This is a genomic window from Clostridium sp. C8 (genome assembly GCF_001010885.1).
GTDB lineage: Bacteria > Bacillota > Clostridia > Clostridiales > Clostridiaceae > Clostridium > Clostridium sartagoforme.
Map to the genome: position 1 here is coordinate 101,483 of NZ_LBMX01000109.1, position 21,601 is coordinate 123,083.

Genomic DNA, 21,601 nt, shown 5'->3' on the forward strand with positions numbered 1-21,601 from the left:
CCATTTAAAGCTTTGCCTTGTATCCTAATCCCCTGACTGTTACAATTTCAAAATCATTACTTTTTTCAAATTTTCTTCTAAGCTTTTTAATATGTGAATCAACCGTACGATCATTAATATCATTTTCCATTCCCCATATTTCATCCATCAATTCATACCTTGTGAATATTTTATTGGGATTGCTAAGTAATTTAAATAGTAAATAAAATTCCTTTGGTGGCATATCATAACTTTCAGTATCTGTATTAACAGTTAATGCATCATAATCTAATATAGTATTTCCAACTATTATCTTTTTTTCATTTGCAATTTGTGCTCTTCTAAGAAGTGCCTTTACTCTAAGGACCATTTCTTTCATATTAATAGGTTTTATCATATAATCATCACTACCTACCATAAAGCCCTTTTCCATATCTTCCATTTGGTCCTTTGCTGTAACCATTAGAATTGGTAGCATATATGAAGCATTTCTTAATTCTTTAACAAGTTCATATCCATTTTTATTTGGCATCATTATATCGCTAATAATTAAATCGATATGGTTTTTATCCATAATATCTAATGCTTGCTGTCCATCAAAGGAGGAAAAAACCTGGTAGTTTTCTTTTTTTAATTTTGCAGATATCATCTTATTTAGAGTCATATCATCTTCAACAACAAGAATAGAAAACAATACCTCCACCAACCTCTCTATGTTAGTTTTCTTTTAATTATCTCTCACTAATACGCCTTTGTCCATACGATAAATTACATCTACTAAGTCTAAAATACGTTCATCATGTGTTACCATAACTGCAGCTTTATTATGCTTCATTACTTCTTTTTTAATCATTTCAACTACCTGTCTGCCTCTAGTTCCATCTAAACTAGCTGTAGGTTCATCTGCTAAGATAACATCTGGATTATTCATAAATGCCCTAGCTATAGCAATTCTTTGTTTTTCCCCACCAGACATATTACTTGGATATTTTTTTGCACAATCTTTTAATCCAAGCTCTTTTAATGTTTCATTTACATCAAGAGAAACTTTTTTATTCATATTTTTAACTAATTTCAATTGGTCTTCAACAGTAAGATAAGGTAGTAACTGATGATTTTGAAAAATGAACCCAATTTGCTTTCTTCTAATTTTAGTCCAATTTTTTTGTTTTTCATCTGATAAGCATTTACCATTTAAAACTATCTCCCCACTATTTGGAGATAAAAGCATCCCCGCTATAGAAAGCAGCGTACTTTTCCCAGAACCTGATGGCCCAACTATTGCTACAAATTCTCCATGTTTTACATTTAGAGAAATATCTTTTAATACTATATTTTCACTTTCTCCATCATTATATTTTTTTGTTATATTATTAAGCTGTAATGCATATTCACTCATTATTCGTTACCTCCACCTATTGTAATCATTGGATCTACTTTTGCTACTTTTCTTGTAGAAATAATACTACATAAAATTGATATTAAAATAAATATAACTGAAATTGAACATGCAGAGCTTACTTTTAAATAAAAAGGCATACTACTTGGAAGTATTGATGCTATACCAAAAGCTAATGCATTTCCAAAAACAACTCCTATTAATGCTAGCATTATAACTTGGCTAACAATAAAATTAGTTAATTCTTTCATCTCCATTCCAATTGCTTTTAACACTCCAAACTGCTTTTCTTTTTGAATAGTTATAACATAAAAGAAAACACCTAATATTGCTGCTGAAATAACTACTAAAACCCATAATATCATTTTTATTGTAGTTTGCTCTGCAGAATAACCTGGAATATTTTCAATAATAGTTCCCTTATCAACTACTTCTAATCCATCAATATTTAATTCCTCTATACCTTCACCTTGTACTGCAATTGCATTATATTCCAGTTGATAATTGGGGTTTAATTCCTTTTTAATGTCTATATATGTTTTTGTAGAAATAAACCCAACCGGTGTATGACCATACATTTCATCACTTGTAAAACCTACTACTGTCATTTTAATTCCTGTTGATGAATCTTCTACTATATCACCTATTATTATTCCCTCTTCTTTAAAAGAATCATTTAAAACAATCGTATTTTCAGAATCTGTATCTATAAATGCAGTCCCTTCTGTAATTTTAGGCAATATGAAGCTTTCTGTATCAATTGCAAAATATGTTAAATTAATCTTACTTTCTTCACCTGATTTTAAAATATACATTCTCTGCACATTTAATACTGCTACATTATTTTGTGTCTTGTCTCTAATCATTTCATAATCCTCTGTAGATAAATTAGAAACTGTAATTAAATTTTCAGAATCCTCACTAATTACAAAGTTCTTTGCATCTACATTATCAATTGCTGAACTTACTGCTCTTCCAAGTCCATTTGCAAGCCCTGATAAAAAGAGTACCATAAATATCATTAAAACTAATATCATCTCAACTAATAAATATTTCTTCTTATTGTATTTTAATTCTTTCCATGCTAATTTCATTTGTTACCTCTTTCTCTATGTTTAATATTTTTATATTTCTTACATCACTTATTTTATTTCAAGTAATACACATAATACACGGCCTCCTTAGTATTTATCATAAAACTTTCTTTTTAATCAATTATGCGATTAATAAGTTTAACTTAATATAGTTCAAGAATATGACCTGAATATGACGCAAAAAAACCTTTCTAAATTATTAGAAAGGTTTTTTAATAAATTTAAATTAATGTTCTAACAACATTTTCTACTGTTTTTTCTAAATTTTTTGCTCCATCTTTTAGTGCTTCATCTAAAAAAGTTACTCCTCTTAGTATTCCAAAAATAGAAGTTATTCCTATATCATATAGATTTTCTGATCCATCTTCTACTTTACCAGCAAAAGCAATAGTTTTTATACCTTGTCTTTTTGCTGCTGACGCAACCCCCATGGGAGTTTTTCCAAATATAGTTTGACTATCTATACTCCCTTCACCAGTAAATACAAAGTCGGCTCCTTCTATTTTGGATTCAAGGTCGGTATGTTTGATTATTAATTCTATTCCTCTTAAAAGCTTTGCATTAAGAAATGCTAAAAGTGCCGCTCCAAGGCCTCCTGCTGCACCTGCTCCTTCAATATAAGCAACATCTTTTCCTAAATCATTTTTTATTACATTAGCATAGTTTTCTAAAGCTTTATCTAAAAATACTATCATTTCTTCTGTTGCACCTTTTTGAGGACCAAATATTCTTGATGCTCCCTTTTCTCCTATTAATGGATTAGTAACATCACAAGCAACTTCAAAGGTCACTCCGTTAAGACTTTCATTTAAATTACTTAAATCTATCTTATTAAGCTTTGATAAAGCAGCTCCACCAAAATGAAGTTCATTGCCCTTATCATCTAATAAGTGTCCACCTAAAGCTTGTATCATACCAGCTCCACCATCGTTAGTAGCACTTCCTCCTATTCCAATTAAGATATGCTTTGCTCCATTTTTTATTGCATCTAATATTAGTTCTCCTGTTCCAAAGGTTGTAGCTATTAATGGATTTCTTTCTTCTCTTTTTACAAGTTGTATTCCACTTGCACTTGCCATTTCTATTATAGCCTTACTTCCATCTCCAAGAAGTCCATAAGTTGCCTTTACTTTTTCTTTTCCAATTGGAGGAGTTACAAATGTTTCTACAAGTTTTCCTTCTGTAGCCATAACTAAAGCTTCTACAGTACCTTCTCCGCCATCTGCCATTGGAACCTTTATACATTCTGCATCTTTAACAACTTTTTTTATAGCTCTTTCCATTGCATCACAGGCTTCTTTTGCTGTCATACTTTCTTTAAATGAGTCTGGTGCTAATACGAATTTCATTTTTTCTACCTCCACTTTTAACAGTTAACAATTAATACTTAACCATTAATAATTTTCTATATTTACTATTCTATAAAATTACTCCAAATACTATTGTTGATACTATTGTCATTACTAGACCTATTAAAGATTCATAAGGTATAAGTTTTAATCTTTCTTTTATTTCCATACCTACACTTCCACCTGTTGCATGAAAGAAGCTTCCATGTGGAAGATGATCTAGTACAGTAGCTCCACTATGTATCATAGCTGCTGCATTTAATCCTGGTATTCCAAGTTCTAGGATTGTAGGTCCAAATACAGATGTTCCAACCGCTGTTCCTGAGGTAGTTGATGCTGTTGCTGCTGACATTAATATACCAGCTATTGGTGCTAATAATATACTAGGCAAACCAACTTTATCAACTCCATTTATAATTAAGTCTTTTAATTGTGAGTTAGAAATTATGCCTGCTAAAGTTCCTGTTCCAAGTAAAAGAATTGCAACACCACTCATTTTATTTAAACCAACTACTGCATAGTTTGAAATTTGTTTTCCCTTACCCATTATTATTGCTCCAATTATACCTCCAACCGGTAGTGCTATTAATGGGTCTATAACTATTCCTGCAATAGGTCTTAACATAAGTAATATTATTGTTATTATAGGACCTGAAATTGCTGCTATAAAGCTTGGTAACTCTTTAGATTCTTTTTCTTCACCTTCTATATTTTGAATTTTTACACCTTTTTTATCTATCCATTTTGCTAACATACAAGTTACTATAACTCCAAATATTGCTGGTATAATTCCTGCAATCATTAAACTTGTTAGAGGTACTTGTAAGTTTTCTGATGCTACTATAGCATTTGGATTTGGTGACATCAAATTCCCTGCTTTTCCTCCACCTATCATAGCTAACAAAATTGCTGGCTTACTAAGATTTGCTTTCTTTGCAATTGCTATAGCTATTGGAGAAACTGTAATAACTGCTACATCTATAAATACTCCAACCATAGTTAAAAGCATTGTAGCTATTGCTAATGCTATAAGTGCTCTTTGCTGACCTATTTTACTAACTATTGTTTCTGCTATTTTAATAGCTGCTCCTGATTCAATAAGAACTCCTGCTAAAACACCCGCTGTTAAAATTCTAAGGATAGCAGTTATCATTCCCTTTGCACCATCCATCATGAAATTAACAGTATTAACTAATGAAACTCCACCTACTAAACCTCCAATTAATGCTCCTAAAATTAGTGCATATGCTGGATGAATTTTTTTAATAATCAAAGTGATTGAAATTATAAGTGCAACTATTGCACCTAACGCTGATACTGAAATAACATCCATTTTCTAAACCCTTCTTTCAAATCTTTTATTAATAATTACAATTTTATTGTAGCTTCATTAGAAAATGTTTTCATTGTGAACTTGCACAATCTTTATTTAAATATCTTTGTTAATGTGAATATATATTGTAATAAATATAAGTATTTATTAATCTAAAAATATCAATGGAATTATTAAAGGATAACCCTGTTAATTCTTCTATTTTAGATAATCTATAGCTTAAAGTATTTCTATGAATATGTAATAATTCTGCTACCTTACCCCTTTCAAAATTTTCACTTACAAAAACTCTAAAAGTATCTATAAGCTCTTCTCCCCCTTCTTGTATCTTCTCTAATAATAATTTTGAATCTTTATTTTTTACTATTTTCTCTATTTCAGAATAAAAAATAGCATCTTCATCTCTTATTACTTTTTTCTTTATACCTAAAGCCATTGCTATATTTACAGTACTTATTCCTTTATAAAAGGTCTTTGATAATATATCTGATTTTTTTAAAAATATCATTAAATTTACTTCTTCTTTTGCTTTTTCAAGCAAATCCTCTATTAAATTATTATTTCTTTCTATATTGTTATTAAGCACAATACATATCCTAGATGAATTTAAACTAATTATATCTACTTCTTTATTAAAATAAATTTCTATTATCTTTTTAATTTTTTTACTATATTGCTTTTTATAATCAATTATTAGAAGGTAACCTTTTTCTTCTATATCAATATTAAGTTCCTTACCTCTGTCTATAAACTCATCATCATAAATTTCTTTTCTATGAATCCATTCATACAAATACTCTTCTTTTAATTTATTTTTTATTATATACTTTTCAATACTATACTCCTGTTGAATCAAAAGTTCTGTTGTAACCTTAACTAACTCACCAAAAGACCTTACCTTTTTGGGGCTTCCTGTTATTCCAACTACACCTATACTTCGTTTATTAAACATTATAGGCATATTAACGCCTGGTTTTACCCCTTCTCTTTCTTCATATACTTCTATAGCTGAAGTTCCCTGCAATGCTTCTTGAGCTCCTAAATGCAATGTATTAATCCTATCCCTATCTCCACTTGCTATAATTATTCCATCCTTATCCATAATATTTACATTATAAGGTATTATGTCCATCATTCTATCAACTATTTTTTGTGCTAAAGATTTACTAAGCATAATATAATTCTCCTCATAAATTATTAATATTCTTTAATTAAATTAATATCATAAAAAACACTTTATATTTTATCACATTTAAATCATTAGATATATTTTTATAGAATATAGACTTATATTTTTCATTTTGTCTATGATAAGATAATGTAAATATATTATTCTACTAAAAAGGAGAATTCATATGAGTATTGAAAATAAATTAACTAACAGCCCTAAATCAGATATAATTTTAGATAACGGACCTTTTTATCATGGAACAAAGTCCAACATTATTTAACTGATAAAAGATTTCCAGGGAATCCTACTCGTTCTTATCGTACAGCCTTCCCATTAAAAGTAATTGGAGAAATAACTGAATGGAAAGGCCATTCACAAGAAGAACTTAAAAATATGAAAGATAATTTAAATAAACTAAAAGAACAAGGAATTGAAGCTATTAATGAATAAATTCACTATTACTTTTATTAAAAATCGCTCTTGTGTATTTAAGTTCCTTTATAATAAAATAAAATTGCGTTATTTTATACTAATATTATTTTAAAGAGGAGTACTTATGAACCTAAATATAGAATCAAACCAAAGAACAAATTTTTTAGAATTTATAAAAAAAGAAATAGTATTAATTATCTCTGTATCTTTAGCTATACTTAGTTGTATATTTTCAGTGCCAAAGTTATCTTATATTGATTTTAATGTTTTAATACTTTTATTCAATTTAATGATAGTTGTTTCTTCCTTCAATGAGTTAAAGGTACTAGATTCTATTGCAACTAAAATATTAAAAGGATGTACATCTTATACTTCTATAACTTTCACCTTAGTTTTTATTACTTTAATATCATCTATGTTTGTAACAAATGATGTAGCTTTAATAACTTTTGTTCCACTAACTATAATAATAGGAAAAAAGGCTAATTTTAACCCAATGAAAATTATTATATTTCAAACTATTGCTGCCAATCTTGGGAGTAGTTTTACTCCTATGGGTAATCCACAAAATCTTTTTATTTATTCCTTCTATAAATTAGATATCATTGATTTTTTTAAATCAACTTTTCCATTATTATTAATATCAATTATTTTATTAATATTTTTCATATTGAAAGAAAAAAATAAAAAATTGAAAATTCAATTAAAAACTATAGATATTAAAAATAAAAAAGAAGTTATTGTTTTCTCAATTCTATTCTTTATAATTTTGCTATCCGTATTCCATTTAGCAGATTATAGATTCACATTTTTAATTACTATACTTACTGTATTATTGTTTAATAAAAGCTTATTTTTTAAAGTAGATTACTCTCTTTTATTAACTTTTATCGGATTCTTTGTATTCATTGGCAATATATCTACTTTAGATAGTGTAAAAAACTTTATGGAACAAATATTAAATAGTAAACAAGCTACCTTTACTTACTCAATTATTGTAAGTCAAGTAATTAGTAATGTACCTGCGACTATGCTATTATCAGGATTTACAAACTCAGTTAGAGAGTTACTTCTTGGAGTTAATATAGGCGGCCTAGGAACCCTTATTGCATCTCTTGCTAGTGTTATTTCATTTAAACTTTACTCTAATGAATTTCCTGAAGAAAGTAATAGCTATTTAAGATCTTTTACATTTTATAATATTTTAGGACTAGCTATAATAATTCCTTTGATTTATTTAATACTATTTTGTATTTAATCTTAACTTTTTAATTTCTATAAAAATCCACCTCAAATACTAAGTATAAATACCTAATATTTGAGGTGAACTTTATAAGTTGTTTCTATTAGACTGAACTTATTTGGAAAGTCCTACAATTCCAAATGAACCTGGTCCTCCATGAGTTGTAATTACACAGCCTGTTTGCATCCATGTAACTTTTTCAAATCCCATTTCCTTTACTTTATCTTCAGCCAATTTACGGATGGCCTCTGATAATCCTATTGACCACAATAGATACACTTCTTTTTTATCTAAATTTTTATCATTGCTGTATTCTTCTATTAGTTTGGGAATTATACTTTCCATTTTTCCCCTATACTTTTTCTTGGCTACTAAATATCCATTTTCAATTTCAATTGATGGATGTATTCTTAGTATTTTACCACCTATAAATACGGCATTACTTACACGGCCTCCTGCTCTAAGGTACTCCAATTCAGCAGGAACAAAACACATTTTAGTATTATCACTTATTCTGCTTACTTCTTTTAATAATTCTTCCATAGTAACATCAGGATTTTCTTTTAGATATTTAGCTGTTTGAATAACAACTGCCGCCTGACCAACTGATACATTCTTAGTATCAAAGCTTGTAACATAATCTCTATGCTCTGCAGCTATTAGTGCACTTTGGTAAGAACAAGTTGTTACCGCTGAATATGCCAAATGTAATATTTGTTTATCTGGATATAATCTGTGAATATCATCAAATACCTTTTCAAAATCCTGTGGTGAACTTCCACTTGTCTTTGGTATTTTATTTGTATTGTTATAATACTCACAAATTTTTTCTACTGGAAAAGTTCCATCATCATAAGTATTATCTCCCATAGTAACATGCATTGGAACAAGGAAAATCCCCATTTCTTTTGCAATGTCTTTTGTAATATCTGAACCTGTTTCTGCTACTAATATAATATTATTCATCCTTAATTACCCTTCTATTGTTTATTTTTAATTTTTGAAGTTTTTTAGTTTATTAATTTAATTAACGACATAGTTTTTCAATTAGATTATCTTATCATACTCTAATATATTAATTTAAAAATATCTTTCCTATTTGTATATAATCAACTTTACATATATATTTATATTATACCATTGTTTCAATAATTTTATAATTTTTTCTTACTTTCTAATATCTCTACAAACTTTGTAGAAGCTAGCGAAAGTGGAACCTTCTTTAAATAGCACACACCAATACTTCTGCTTGGTATTTCTTCTAAAATTTTAACTTCATAAAGCAATCCTTTTTCTAAATATTCTTTTGAAAATTCTTTTACTACACAAGCAATACCTAAATTTATTTTTGCAAACTCTAATAATAAATCAAATGATCCAAGTTCAAACTCTGGAGATATTTTTACACCTTTTGATAACATAAACTTTTCTACATACTTTCTTGAATTTGAACTAGGCTCTAGAAATATTAAAGGATATTTAACCATTTCCTCTAATGGAATTTTTTTATTTGTTAAGTCCTTATACTTTTCTCCACAAACAAAAATATCTTTAACCTTTCCACATGGTTTTACTTCTAGTGAAGAATCATTAATTGGAAGGTTACAAATTGCAATATCAATTTCTCCACTCTTAATTAAATCACAAAGTTCTGATGTAGTTCCATTTATAATTTTAAATTTAAGATTAGGATATTTATTATGAAATACTTCTAAATATGAAAGCAAAAAATATTTAGATATAGTGTCTCCTACTCCAATTTTCAGCTCTCCCACAGTTAAATCCTTAGATTCTAATATTTTTTCTTCTCCTGAACTTATTAAGTTAATTGCTGAGTTTACATATTCAAATAAAAGTTTTCCTTCGTTAGTCAAAGTTACCCCTTTTGGTGTTCTATTAAAAAGTCTAATATCTAATTCTCTTTCTAACTGCATTACAGCCTGACTTACAGCTGGTTGTGTCATATAAAGCTCTTTTGATGCTTTTGAAAAGCTTTTGCTCTTTGCTACCTGACAAAATACTTTATATAAGTCTAATTTAGCAATCATATAAGTACTCCTTATATCATTTATTAATTCTATTTATTTTACTTATACCACTTATTGTTGTATAGTACAAGAGTATTAAGTATTTAAAACAAATTTAAAATTGTTAGGAGAGATTGTTTTGGAAAGAGTTGTTGGTACAGTTGTTAGAGGACTTCGTTGCCCTATCATTAAAGAAGGGGATAAAATTGAAGATATCGTTGTAGAAAGTGTACTTAAAGCTTCTGAAGCTGAGGGCTTTACTATAAATGATAAAGATATAGTTACTGTAACTGAATCAATAGTTGCACGTGCTCAAGGAAATTATGCTTCAATAGATAATATAGCTACAGATATTAAAGCTAAATTTGGTGACGATACTATTGGTGTAATATTTCCAATTCTAAGTCGTAACCGTTTTGCAATTTGTCTTCGTGGTATAGCAAAGGGAGCTAAAAAGATAGTATTAATGCTAAGTTATCCATCTGATGAAGTTGGAAATCACTTAGTTGATTTAGATATGTTAGATGATAAAGGTGTTAATCCTTGGACAGATATTTTAACAGAAAAAGATTTCCGTAATTTATTTGGACATAATAAACATCCTTTCACAGGTGTTGATTATATTGATTATTATAAATCTTTAGTAGAGGAATATGGTGTTGAGTGTGAAGTAATATTCTCAAACAATCCTAAAACTATATTAAATTATACAAAGAGTGTTCTTACTTGTGACATTCACACAAGATTTAGAACTAAGAAAATTTTAAAAGCAAATGGCGGAGAAAAAATTTATAGTCTTGATAATATATTATGTGAATCTATTGATGGAAGTGGATGTAATGAAGCTTATGGATTATTAGGTTCAAATAAATCAACTGAAAATACTATTAAACTATTCCCAAGAAACTGTCAACCTGTAGTTGATAAGATTCAATCAATCTTAAAAGAAAAGACTGGTAAGACAGTTGAAGTTATGATTTATGGGGATGGCGCTTTTAAAGATCCTGTAGGTAAGATTTGGGAACTAGCTGATCCAGTAGTTTCACCAGCCTTCACTAAAGGACTTGAAGGTCAACCAAATGAAATTAAACTTAAATATTTAGCAGATAATGAATTTGCAAACCTTAAAGGTGAAGAACTTAAAAATGCAATTTCAGAATATATTAAAAATAAAGATTCTGATTTAACTGGTAATATGGCTTCACAAGGAACTACTCCTAGAAGACTTACTGACCTTATAGGTTCATTATCAGATTTAACTTCAGGAAGTGGAGATAAGGGAACTCCTATTATATTTATTCAAGGTTATTTCGATAATTATACAAAGTAATAAATTAAAAAGTATCTACTACGAACAGATAAAAAATCTATTAGTAGTAGGTACTTTTTAATTAAAAATATTTTTAAAACTGTTTTTATAAGTATTTATTAGTTGTCTATTTATCTATATGATTTATCTATCAATATCCTAATAATCTAGCTTATTACTTTCAATAACACCTAAAACATTTTTATTTGTAGTAACTACTCTTGGTATCTTAATTTGATTTTTAGAGATTCCTTTCATAAATAAAAATTCTTTTACCTTGTTAAAAGTTCCTTCTTCAAGCATTATTACTTTTGGCATTGCTAATCCACTTTTACTTCTAAAGCGCTTGTACGCTAAATTGCAATTTCTAAGTTCTTCATCTAGCGTAATCTCTATACTTCTAACTAATTCTTTTGTAACTTTTCCTTTAACTTCAAAGTAAAATTGATATCTACCTGGTGTTATTGAATTATCAGCCACCGTTGTATAATCTATTAAATCAAGTTTTAGTCTATTTTTTGTATTTCTAATTGCATCTGTTAAATGTTCCTCAGTTGTTTTCTCTGATACCATGTTTAACACTTGATTTCTTCTATATAAAAATTCTATTTCAGGTGAATTATTATAAAAGCCTACTACCTTAACAACATCACCTATCCTATATCTATAAAGACCTGTGTAAGTAGTAATAACTATTTCATAACTTTTTCCTATTTCTAGTTCATCTGAGCAAAATGTTTTGGGATTATTTTCACTTAATTCTTCTGATGGAATAAACTCATAAAAAACTGTATCTGGTATTATTACATATCTTATATCTTTAACATATGGATTTATTCCCATAATACCTTCTGATGCAGCATAACAAGGTGAATATATTTGAACTGGTCCTAAATAATACTTTACCGCCTCATCATAAATTGTAAAATTAGCCCCTGTAACAGAAGCTATATACTGTAAGTTTGGCCATACTCTTTTGCATATTCCTTTAAATCCCTTTTTAAATTCATTTTCTAATTCATCTGCTCTGCTTGCATTTGGTGTTAAGTATTTATTTAATTCTTTTCTAGTTTCTTCATTAATATTCAGTGTTTTACTTATCCTTCCTTGGCGGATATCTTTTACTAATTTATCTGAATTCTTTTCCATAACTCTTAATAAATCTAGTATATTTGAAATAAAAACTCCAGATATATATAATAATTTTTTCTCTTTTAACCCAAAAAGTACGTGTAAATAAAGTGCTACTTCTTTCTCTTTAATCCCCATGACTTCATAAGGTGAAGTATATAAATATGGTAATAGTGTTTTTATACCATTAATTCCACCTGAAGTAGCTGAACAAATAGGGATTCCCCCCTTAGTATAAGTACTCATAACAATATCAGCAATCATTAATCCCTTACCATAATTCCAATCTTCTTTTAAATTATTATAAGAAAATCTGGTAATTAATAATGCCATATACTTTGCACCCTTCATTTTAGTACGCTTTGTTACAGGAATTAACTTTTGCTTACCCGTAGTCCCAGAAGTATGCCCAAAATACTCAACCTTCCCTGTTATTAATATATTTTTTTCACCATTAGCCATACGTTCAATATAATTATCGTAATAAGAATATTCAGTTAATGGTACTTTCATCTTAAAATCCTCTTCCGAAAGTATATTTCTAAACTTAAATTTTTCTCCTATCTCACTACTAGCATTTTTAGATAAAATATCAAGTAATAATTCATTATTTACTTTCTTAAAGCTTTTAGTTTCTTTATTAAACTTTTTTTCTACAACTCCTCCACAGCCAATAATTGTCCTATAAAGTAAATTACTTATTATGGACATACTTGTACACTTCCTATGATAGTTTTTCATAAGCATTATATGAAGCTGGTTTAAAACTGTTAATAAATTGTTACAATAGAAATCTCAAATTTTCATGTGCAATACGTTTTAACTATATTTATTACTTATTCTTATTTCTAACAACATATAATAATTTATCTACATATCTTTTATCCATTTGTACATACCTTGAGCCATTTTCACTAGAAGTTTTTTTAGCTCCACTATCCATAATATATTGATCTATATCAACATATTCTTGCCATGAATCATTTTCATATTTATCAGAAGGCTGAGTCATAGATGGGTAAGCCAATTTTATCTTTTTACTATCTTTCAATTGAATATTATAAAAGAATTCTCCCTTATTTCTTCCTCTATCAACAAATCCAGTATTTACATATTCTACATCACTAAAGTTGTATTTCTTACCCTTTAAGTTATAAAAGCTATAATCATAAATACCATCTTCTGTAACCACAACTACGCTAGTTATTACTATGTATATAAGTGGAATTATTATTAATATCAAAAATTTATTAACTCTTCCCAATAGAACTGAACCTTGATTCCTAGAATATTCTTTCTCTTTTCTTAAAAATAACATTCTAATTCTAATAGTCACTATTGCAAGTATTACAAATAATAGATATGAATATGGAGATTTTATAAAGTAAATTAAATACTCTCCTTTTACAAATAACTTTCTTTGTATAAATGCAATTCCTATATAAAATGCTATAAAGGATATTACTATTACTGCTATCAATAGAATGTAAAATATAAAGGATACTATATGCCTTAGTAGATCTACTGAAGCACTGTATTTTTTATTGTACATTTTTAAATAATTTCTAATATTATAGCTCACTAATGTAAGCCCAAGTATAACAAAAACTATGTTAAACACTATATTTTCATAATTTTTATCATATATATTTATAAATAGCCAAAGTACTGGCCCCAAAGCTATAAGTATAGATGAGAATAGTCCATATTTAATATACTTTTCATCTTTCATGTATATATCTCCTTAAATTTCTATATTTTTAATTAATTTATATAGTTATATTGCATATAAAAAATATAATTAAGTTATAATACTAATACGTATAATTATATATATTTAATTATATACAAATAAAGGAAAAATGAAAGTAAAGAACAATATTTATAATGGATTTCTTATAACATTGGTTAAAAATTAAGCAAGAGAGCTATTTTATAGCTCTCTATATGTCTAGGTTAATATAATTTTTAATAGAAGAAAATTTATTTAGTATCTATTAGTTTATCTTGCAAGTCATTCAAAGTTTAATATTTTACTCTAATTATAATACCAAACTAATTTCGAACTTCAATTTCCTGTCTCCTTATTACCTACTTTATCTTTATTTCTCACTGGTACAAACTCTGAAGTAGTATCATTTGGATCAATATAAACATAATCTCCATTATTATCTTTTTTAAGACCTAAAGACGCCATTTTCTTTTTACTATTTTTATATTTTGTACTCATTAACTTCACCTCTTAAATGTTATCTGCATTATTTGCTTTTTACATACATAAAATACATATAAGAAATTGAATAGTTTTATTTTAGAAGCTCTCTTTTAGTAAAAGGAGACATCATAAATCTCTTTGCTGACTTCATATTTGTAAGCCAAACTAAATGTGCATCTTGTTTTGTATTATTAAGAATTCTAGGAACGAAAAAATTAGCTACTGTTTCAGGTTCATCTGCAAGAGTATTAAAAATTTTTTTAAATTCGCGATCTTGAGTAACAGATGATGTCTCCCCAGTAGGTGACTTTGTAATAAACTCAGTAAGCATCATTCCTGGTGATAACCTACCTACTTTCACCTCCGAATTCTTTAATTCCTTAGCTAATCCTTTAGTAAAATAAGTAAGTGCTCGTTTGGAAGTACCATATAAAATAGTTTGCTCAATAATCATGTCATTTGAGCCTAGCCCCTCCATATTCCAGATTTGACCATAACCTTGTTTGATCATATTTTCAGAGGCAATCCTAGAACCATACATAACTCCCTTGATATTTGTATCCACAACTGCATCAATATAATCATCAGGTGTATCCCAAAGAGATTCACGAGGACAATTCTGACCAGCATTATTAATCCATATATCTACACTTCCCCATTTATCAACTGATTTTATCCATAAGTTTTTAATATCTGATTTGTTTCTAACATTACAAGTAATGTATATATACTTGTCTTTAAATTTATTAAGCTTTTCTCTTGCATTATTAAACGATTCAGGTTTTGATCCAGAAATAGTTACATTACAGCCTAACTCTAAAAACTTCTTGGCCATTTCAAATCCCAACCCACGAGTACTTCCTGTTATTACTACATTTTTCATTTTAAGACCCCTTCACCCTTTTAGTTTATACATTTATATTCGTTAAACTTTTTAAAAATCCTTTGAATAATCTATCTTATAAAAGTTTTTTTCATTATACTTCTTAAATACTTTATATAAATCTTTTCCTTTTCACATATATTTTCTATTTTATACATATTTATTATATCCTTAACAAGCAATTTATTTTTTATTCTTTTAAAATATTCTACATTCTAAATAACATAATAGTTTAAAAGATAGTAACCTAAATCTTAATACCATTTCATAAGTAAAAAAACATTACTCAGCTATAATATTAAAAGAATTTAACACTTAAAAATAGAACCTTTATAAATAACTCTTTTCTCAAAGTGTCTATTATATAGGTTCTATTTTAGAAATTACTCTATGTATTTATTAATCAAATCTATCTATCTTAAAAAGTTCTAAATCTTTATCTACTTCTCCTAAGTATAATTTACTTAGCATAATTCCACCTAAAATAGCAAATAAAATTCCATTTGCACCATAGCCTAAACAATACCACAATTTGGTATTTTTAGGGTCTTTACCTAAAAATCCTAAATTATCTGGCGTAGATGCAAAAGCCCCACAGTATTTATATTCTATTTCTATATCTAATTGGGGAAATAAATTTTTAAGTCTTTGTTCTAATTTTTCATAACTTTTATTACATAGCTCTTCATTAAATATATCTGGCAAAAAATTTATATCTTCTCCTCCAATTATTATTCTATTATCATCTGTGGTTCTTAAGTAATTATAAGGATCTTCATTGTCTCTAATAACTGTATTCTTATAAATATCTTCTATGTTGTTTAGTGGCTTTGTTGCAATATTAAAGGTTGTAGTTTTAATACCAAGGTTTCTTTTTGTAAAAAGAGTTGTATTATATCCCGTAGCCACAATAAGTATTTTCCCTTTAACTTTATGACCATAAACTGTTTCTGCTATTACTCCATCTTCATTGTATTGAATTTTTATAACTTCAGTATTTTCATATACCTTTAAACCCTTTTTAGTACTTACATCTAGCAAGGCATGAGTATATTTATAAGGATCGAAGTGTGCTCCTCCAGCCTTACTTGAAACACCAGCTTTTACATCTAAAGAAAATGGATTATTCTCTTTATTAATAAATTCTACATCTAATCCACCCTCTTTTCTGATTTCATATTCTTCTTCCATTTCTTTTATTTCTAAATTCTTTGCTGTATATAAAAAACTATCTACTCTTTTAAAATCACAGGCATTACCATATTCATTAATAAACTCTTCAATTTCATTTAATGCCTTTAACCCTAACTTATAAGATTTTATAACATTATCAATAGATGTATAAGATTTTAACTCCAGAGCATTACTATCTAATTCATATTGAAGAAGAGATGTTGTTATACTAGTGCTTCCATGAGCTATTCTAGACTTTTCTAAAATTACTGCATTAATATTATTTTTAGTAAAATAATATCCTAAAATAGCTCCTGTTACTCCTCCTCCTACTATTATTACGTCTGTATTTATGTCTTCAGTTAAATAATCATATTGCTTAGTTACTTTGTTTATTCTAGTAAAAATACAATCTCCTTGTACATATTGAATATCTATAATAATCCCCTGCCTTCTTATCATAATCAATTTATATATTTGTTTATATTTGATATTTATTATTTCAAACATTATTATTTTTTTAAATTTCTCTTTATTTATACATTGGTAGCTTTATATTCTCATAAAAAAATTAAGCGATTATACAGGTTAACTTTTAAAAATTCTATTAATTAATAGAATTCTAGAATAACTTGTAATTTATAATATTTTCTACTAAAAATCAAATACTATTATTAGGAGGTGAAGATTTGAGAGCAATAAAAGTTAGAATAAAAGACAAACATATAATTAGTTATTTAAAAGATAAAATTCTTATTACTCAACATCTTGAAAATATGATGATAATTTTAATTAATCAAGATTTAAATCAAAATAATGGTAACAACTTTAAATTTTTAACCAACGGAAGAGTTATGAGAGCCGTATTCACAAATAGTAGTGGTGGCAAATTGAAAAAAGATGTGGATTATATTAAAAACTATTATAAAAATAATTCTCTAATGAATGATATAATAGATGTTACTAAGGAATTAAAAATCCATAACATTGTTGAACAAATTAAAAATATAAGAAAGAATTATATATCTACTTATACCAAATCACAAATGGGTGATTTCAAAGCAAATAAACCATCTACCAAATCATTAGCTCTTGCAAATCATATAACATTATATATGGATGGTTATAAATCTATGACATTTAAAAGGAAAAATATAATAGGCCTAAATTTAAATGATAAAATGATTTATACTCATGTAAAGCATGAGCCCTTATTGAGAATAGTAAAAGATTTAAATAATATAAAAAATATTAACTTGAACTATTCAAATGGTTATATTTATATGATAATAAATTATACCCATCCTAAAATACATATTATTCCTGCTGAAAAAGTAAAATATGCTGGATTAGATATTGGAATTAAAAATTTAGCCTCAATATATGTGCACGATAACACGACTAAATCATTAATAATTAGTGGAAAAAAATTTATTAGCTATAATTCTAGCTTTAATAAACTAATTTCAAAATTAGATAAGGATATTAATGAACTTGAAAAGACTAGCAACTTCGAAAAAGTTAACTATTTAAATTATTATAAAAAATTTCTTTATGAAAAAAAATATAATTTCTTTTTTTCAGAATTTCATAAACTCTCAAAATACATATTAATATATTTAAAAGATAACGATGTAACACATTTAGTATTATCAAAAACAATAAACGAATTAAAAAACAATGGTAAATGTAAAATATCAAAAAATATAAAGAACCATTTTCTTCAAATACCTATAATAAAATTAATAAATGATATTTGTTTAAAAGCTCCAAGTTTTAATATAAACGTAATAGAAATTGATGAATCATATACATCTAAGACTTCGTGTTTAAGTGGTGACATTTTCGAAGTAAAATCAAAAGCCTTTAACAATTCAATCTCAACTGATGTTTTCGGAGGAAGACGAGTTAAAAGAGGATTGTTTAAAGACTATAAATACAATAAAATAATAAATGCTGATTTAAATGCAGCCTTTAATATTTGTAAGTATGGTAGCTTTGAAATAAATAATTTTGAAAATATTAAAATTCATTACTATAAATTATGTAATCCCATAAAAATATATACGATGGCAATCTAATATTAGTAGCTTAATCGAATAAAAGGATTTTTCCTAACGTAAAATGTTTACGGCGAGGGGTCAAAGCAAAAATTAAATATTTCAGCCAAACCCTACTTATTAATAATTTTAAATACTTATTATTTTTACATAGAAATTTATGAATAATATATTATTTAAAAGTTATACTATTAGTATCTAATTAAATATATAAAAAAGCCGTGAATTTCTTCACGGCTTATTATGGTGGAGGCGAGGGGTATCGAACCCCTGTCCGAAAGCAGACCAGCCTGACTTTCTACGAGCGTAGTTTGTGACTAAAATTTCGGTCCTTAGTTCGCTCACAAACAAACTCCTAATTCCCTAGCTTCATGAATACCCCTTTAGCTCAAAGCTTTGCTAAACTTCGTTTCCCACTTCAATGACACCAGTGATCCAGAGCGTGGGCACCCTGGGCTGATGAACAGCTATATTAAGCTGCTAATGCAAAATTGTCTTCTGCGTTTATCTTTAATGCATACTTTATTATCGAGGTGACATGCTTGCCTCGGCCCGCTTATCAAACCCATCTTACCCCCGTCGAAGCCAAAACGCCCCCATGTTAGGTAAATTAGTTTAACGCGAAATATTCAATTTTGACTATGTGTAAATTATATATTATATAATTTACTGTGTCAACTTAGATTAAATCCTTGATTCCCATGATTTTCTTATAATCTAAAGTTAACTTTATATAATGTATAACTTTTATATACTTATATTATAATACTTTATATTTATTTTAAAGTTAATCTTATTAGCATTTTGGGAAAAAGCTTCTTATATTTCTATTTTTATAGTTAACTTAATAGTAAAAACAAGAAAAAGCTATTGCACTAATTGAGCTTAATCTGTTAATGCAATAGCTTACTTCTATTAATTGTTATTCTTCGAAGAATTCTTATTTTCTGTTTTATTTAAATTTTCTTTATTATTTTCTGTTTTATTAACTTCACTTTTATTTGAGTTATTAGTTTTTTCATTATTTTCTTTTATATTATCTTTATTTGCTGCATTATTTGTTTTTTCTTCATTTTTTTCTAAGTTTACATTGTTATCTTTATTTGAAGAATTCTCATTATTCTTTTGATTTTCTTTGTTAGTGTTTCCATTATCATTAGAGTTTATTGACTCTTTTGTCTCTTCTAAATTTTGATTTTCTTCAGTTTCTGTTTTGCTATTTTCTATCTTACTTTCCTCTTTTGCTTCAACTCTTTGTTCTTTTATTTTTTTCATAATATCTTTAACTGATGAGTTTGCATAATTATCTAAGTTAGCTTCTGGTAATACTGCTTGAAGCTTTTGAATTAAATTTACTTTTCCAGGTGATATTCCTAATCTTTCAGCTTCATCAAATCTTTCCTTATTAATATTTTCTTTTATTATTTCAGTGTTTTCTATTTCTTCTTCTTTTAAGCCTTCGTCTACACCATTTTCTGCTTCATCTAATATCTCATCACTAGTTGAAGCAATCATAACTGCATTTTCATCATCTTTAGCTATGTAGCCATTGTCTACTGCTGATTCTACCAATAACTTAATAGCTTCTTTAACATTTTTATTCTTTATCTTTAACTCTTTACTTATAGTTTCTCCATCTGAATTTAATGCTTCTGCCTTTATTACTTTATCATATCTATTAGTAGTTAGTTTTACACTTGGATTTATATCTAGTGTTAAATAATCCTTTGGAGCTGCATAAGAGTATCCATATCCCCCTACTCCAGCTAATAATACACATGTCATTGCAAATACTATACCTTTTTTCATAGCTAATCCCTCATTTCTTTCATATTCATCGCCAACTTTTAAATTCAATTTATTTTTAATTTTCTTAAATCTACCTTTATTATCAAGAACAATCATATTATTATCATTTATTTCTACCACTAAGGCTTTTTTCATATCAAACCTCCAAATTTATATATTCTTTTATATATTGATAATCGCCTAAAAGTATTATCAGTACTGATATTATATATTTTCGTGATCTCTCTATTGTTTTTCGGGGTACACTAGTATTTTTTTGAATTTTTAATATTGGAATTTTATTATTTAGATATATTTCTTCAATAATCTCCCCATCTTTTATTATGTAATTAATTATTTCATTATATTGTTTTCTAGTAGATTTCCATTTAGGAGAAGCTTTTATTAACTCTTTAAAAGTTATGTTATATTTTGATAGTTCATCAATTAAATTTTCTATTTCAAGTTTCCTTAAATATGAAACATCTTGCCTCTGATAACTTTCTATAGACTTACTTAGTAAAAATTTATCTTTATTATCTTCATCTTCTTCTAAGGATTTTTCATTTGATACTTTTTTATTTTTTCTATAATAATCTATTAATCTAAATTTTATAACTCTTTGGGCATATGAAAAGAAATTTCCTTTATTTATGTCATAACTTTTTATAGATTCAAAAAAAGCCATAAGAGCTATGCTATACTCATCATCATTATCTGTATCTATGTACCTATTTAGTGACTTATTACAATAAGCTATAATAAACGGTTTATAATTATCTATAAAAATATTTATTTTCTCTTTATCATTTTTAATCATCATAATTTCTTCATTTATATTTTCTAACATAACTCACCTCTTTTAATAAAATTCGTATGATTGAATGCCTTTTTTAAGGTAACTAGAAAAATATTTATCTTATTGTATTATTATTTAATTTATAAACAATATACTTTTAAATATAAAAAATAAACCAGATATTATCTGGTTTATTTTCAGTTTGTTGAAAAACCC

18 protein-coding genes, 1 other RNA gene and 1 pseudogene are annotated in these 21,601 nt (G+C 27.1%); 4 read left to right on the plus strand and 16 right to left on the minus strand.

Going from position 1 to position 21,601, the window contains the following annotated elements; translation table 11 throughout:
• Window positions 1-4: 4 nt before the first annotated feature.
• From AAT22_RS18105 to AAT22_RS18130, 6 genes are all read right to left on the minus strand, one after another.
• A complete protein-coding gene (locus AAT22_RS18105; RefSeq protein WP_047002271.1) occupies window positions 5-673 on the minus strand; it encodes a response regulator transcription factor in 669 nt (222 codons plus the stop codon).
• Between the two features lie 33 nt (window positions 674-706).
• The gene (locus AAT22_RS18110; RefSeq protein WP_047002272.1) at window positions 707-1,378 is read right to left on the minus strand and encodes an ABC transporter ATP-binding protein; all 672 of its coding nucleotides are present in this window, start codon (window positions 1,376-1,378) and stop codon (window positions 707-709) included.
• Window positions 1,378-2,472 (minus strand): ABC transporter permease, encoded by a 1,095-nt coding sequence (locus AAT22_RS18115; protein WP_047002273.1) that lies wholly within the window; start codon window positions 2,470-2,472, stop codon window positions 1,378-1,380. Before AAT22_RS18115 ends, AAT22_RS18110 begins: the two co-directional genes overlap by 1 nt.
• 221 nt (window positions 2,473-2,693) lie before the next feature.
• Complete coding sequence (locus tag AAT22_RS18120) at window positions 2,694-3,821, minus strand: glycerate kinase (RefSeq protein WP_047002274.1); 1,128 nt, start codon at window positions 3,819-3,821, stop codon at window positions 2,694-2,696.
• A 70-nt stretch (window positions 3,822-3,891) separates the two neighbouring features.
• Window positions 3,892-5,154 (minus strand): GntP family permease, encoded by a 1,263-nt coding sequence (locus AAT22_RS18125; RefSeq protein WP_047002275.1) that lies wholly within the window; start codon window positions 5,152-5,154, stop codon window positions 3,892-3,894.
• Window positions 5,155-5,263: 109 nt separating this feature from the next.
• On the minus strand, window positions 5,264-6,328 hold the full coding sequence (locus AAT22_RS18130) for a sugar diacid recognition domain-containing protein (protein ID WP_047002276.1): 1,065 nt from the start codon (window positions 6,326-6,328) through the stop codon (window positions 5,264-5,266).
• 181 nt (window positions 6,329-6,509) lie between these two features.
• Here AAT22_RS18130 and AAT22_RS19610 point away from each other — a divergent pair.
• Window positions 6,510-6,775: pseudogene (locus AAT22_RS19610) on the plus strand (NAD(+)--rifampin ADP-ribosyltransferase).
• A 106-nt stretch (window positions 6,776-6,881) separates the two neighbouring features.
• Window positions 6,882-8,015: an SLC13 family permease gene (locus AAT22_RS18135; protein ID WP_047002277.1), complete on the plus strand. Its 1,134-nt coding sequence runs from the start codon at window positions 6,882-6,884 to the stop codon at window positions 8,013-8,015.
• A 99-nt stretch (window positions 8,016-8,114) separates the two neighbouring features.
• Here the strand turns inward: AAT22_RS18135 and AAT22_RS18140 are convergent, their stop codons facing one another.
• Window positions 8,115-8,966 carry a DegV family protein gene (locus tag AAT22_RS18140; RefSeq protein ID WP_016208197.1) on the minus strand — a complete coding sequence of 284 codons (852 nt, stop codon included), beginning with the start codon at window positions 8,964-8,966 and terminating at the stop codon, window positions 8,115-8,117.
• Between the two features lie 188 nt (window positions 8,967-9,154).
• Entirely contained in the window at window positions 9,155-10,048 is an 894-nt protein-coding gene (locus AAT22_RS18145) for a LysR substrate-binding domain-containing protein (RefSeq protein ID WP_047002278.1), read from the minus strand.
• 118 nt (window positions 10,049-10,166) lie between these two features.
• Here AAT22_RS18145 and AAT22_RS18150 point away from each other — a divergent pair, with 118 nt between their 5' ends.
• Entirely contained in the window at window positions 10,167-11,357 is a 1,191-nt protein-coding gene (locus tag AAT22_RS18150) for a coenzyme F420-0:L-glutamate ligase (protein WP_047002279.1), read from the plus strand.
• Window positions 11,358-11,495: 138 nt separating this feature from the next.
• On the opposite strand, the gene AAT22_RS18155 is transcribed toward AAT22_RS18150, so the two are convergent.
• The 5 genes from AAT22_RS18155 to AAT22_RS18170 all read right to left on the minus strand — a co-directional run bounded on the left by AAT22_RS18155 (window position 11,496) and on the right by AAT22_RS18170 (window position 17,176).
• Window positions 11,496-13,178 carry a GH3 auxin-responsive promoter family protein gene (locus AAT22_RS18155; RefSeq protein WP_084820803.1) on the minus strand — a complete coding sequence of 561 codons (1,683 nt, stop codon included), beginning with the start codon at window positions 13,176-13,178 and terminating at the stop codon, window positions 11,496-11,498.
• 121 nt (window positions 13,179-13,299) lie between these two features.
• A complete protein-coding gene (locus tag AAT22_RS18160; protein ID WP_047002280.1) occupies window positions 13,300-14,199 on the minus strand; it encodes a hypothetical protein in 900 nt (299 codons plus the stop codon).
• A 336-nt stretch (window positions 14,200-14,535) separates the two neighbouring features.
• Entirely contained in the window at window positions 14,536-14,697 is a 162-nt protein-coding gene (locus tag AAT22_RS19340) for a hypothetical protein (protein WP_172655036.1), read from the minus strand.
• 76 nt (window positions 14,698-14,773) lie between these two features.
• Entirely contained in the window at window positions 14,774-15,565 is a 792-nt protein-coding gene (locus AAT22_RS18165) for an SDR family NAD(P)-dependent oxidoreductase (RefSeq protein ID WP_047002281.1), read from the minus strand.
• A gap of 399 nt (window positions 15,566-15,964) precedes the next feature.
• Entirely contained in the window at window positions 15,965-17,176 is a 1,212-nt protein-coding gene (locus AAT22_RS18170) for an FAD-dependent oxidoreductase (RefSeq protein WP_047002289.1), read from the minus strand.
• A 251-nt stretch (window positions 17,177-17,427) separates the two neighbouring features.
• On the opposite strand from AAT22_RS18170, the gene AAT22_RS18175 reads away from it, so the two are divergent.
• The gene (locus AAT22_RS18175; protein WP_047002282.1) at window positions 17,428-18,819 is read left to right on the plus strand and encodes a transposase; all 1,392 of its coding nucleotides are present in this window, start codon (window positions 17,428-17,430) and stop codon (window positions 18,817-18,819) included.
• Between the two features lie 223 nt (window positions 18,820-19,042).
• Here AAT22_RS18175 and ssrA read toward each other — a convergent pair.
• The 3 genes from ssrA to sigI form a co-directional block, all read right to left on the minus strand.
• Window positions 19,043-19,396, minus strand: a transfer-messenger RNA (tmRNA) gene (gene ssrA / locus AAT22_RS18915).
• A 317-nt stretch (window positions 19,397-19,713) separates the two neighbouring features.
• Window positions 19,714-20,742 (minus strand): anti-sigma factor domain-containing protein, encoded by a 1,029-nt coding sequence (locus AAT22_RS18690; protein ID WP_052954010.1) that lies wholly within the window; start codon window positions 20,740-20,742, stop codon window positions 19,714-19,716.
• A 1-nt stretch (window position 20,743) separates the two neighbouring features.
• Window positions 20,744-21,436 (minus strand): RNA polymerase sigma-I factor, encoded by a 693-nt coding sequence (gene sigI, locus AAT22_RS18185; RefSeq protein WP_047002283.1) that lies wholly within the window; start codon window positions 21,434-21,436, stop codon window positions 20,744-20,746.
• Window positions 21,437-21,601: the final 165 nt, after the last annotated feature.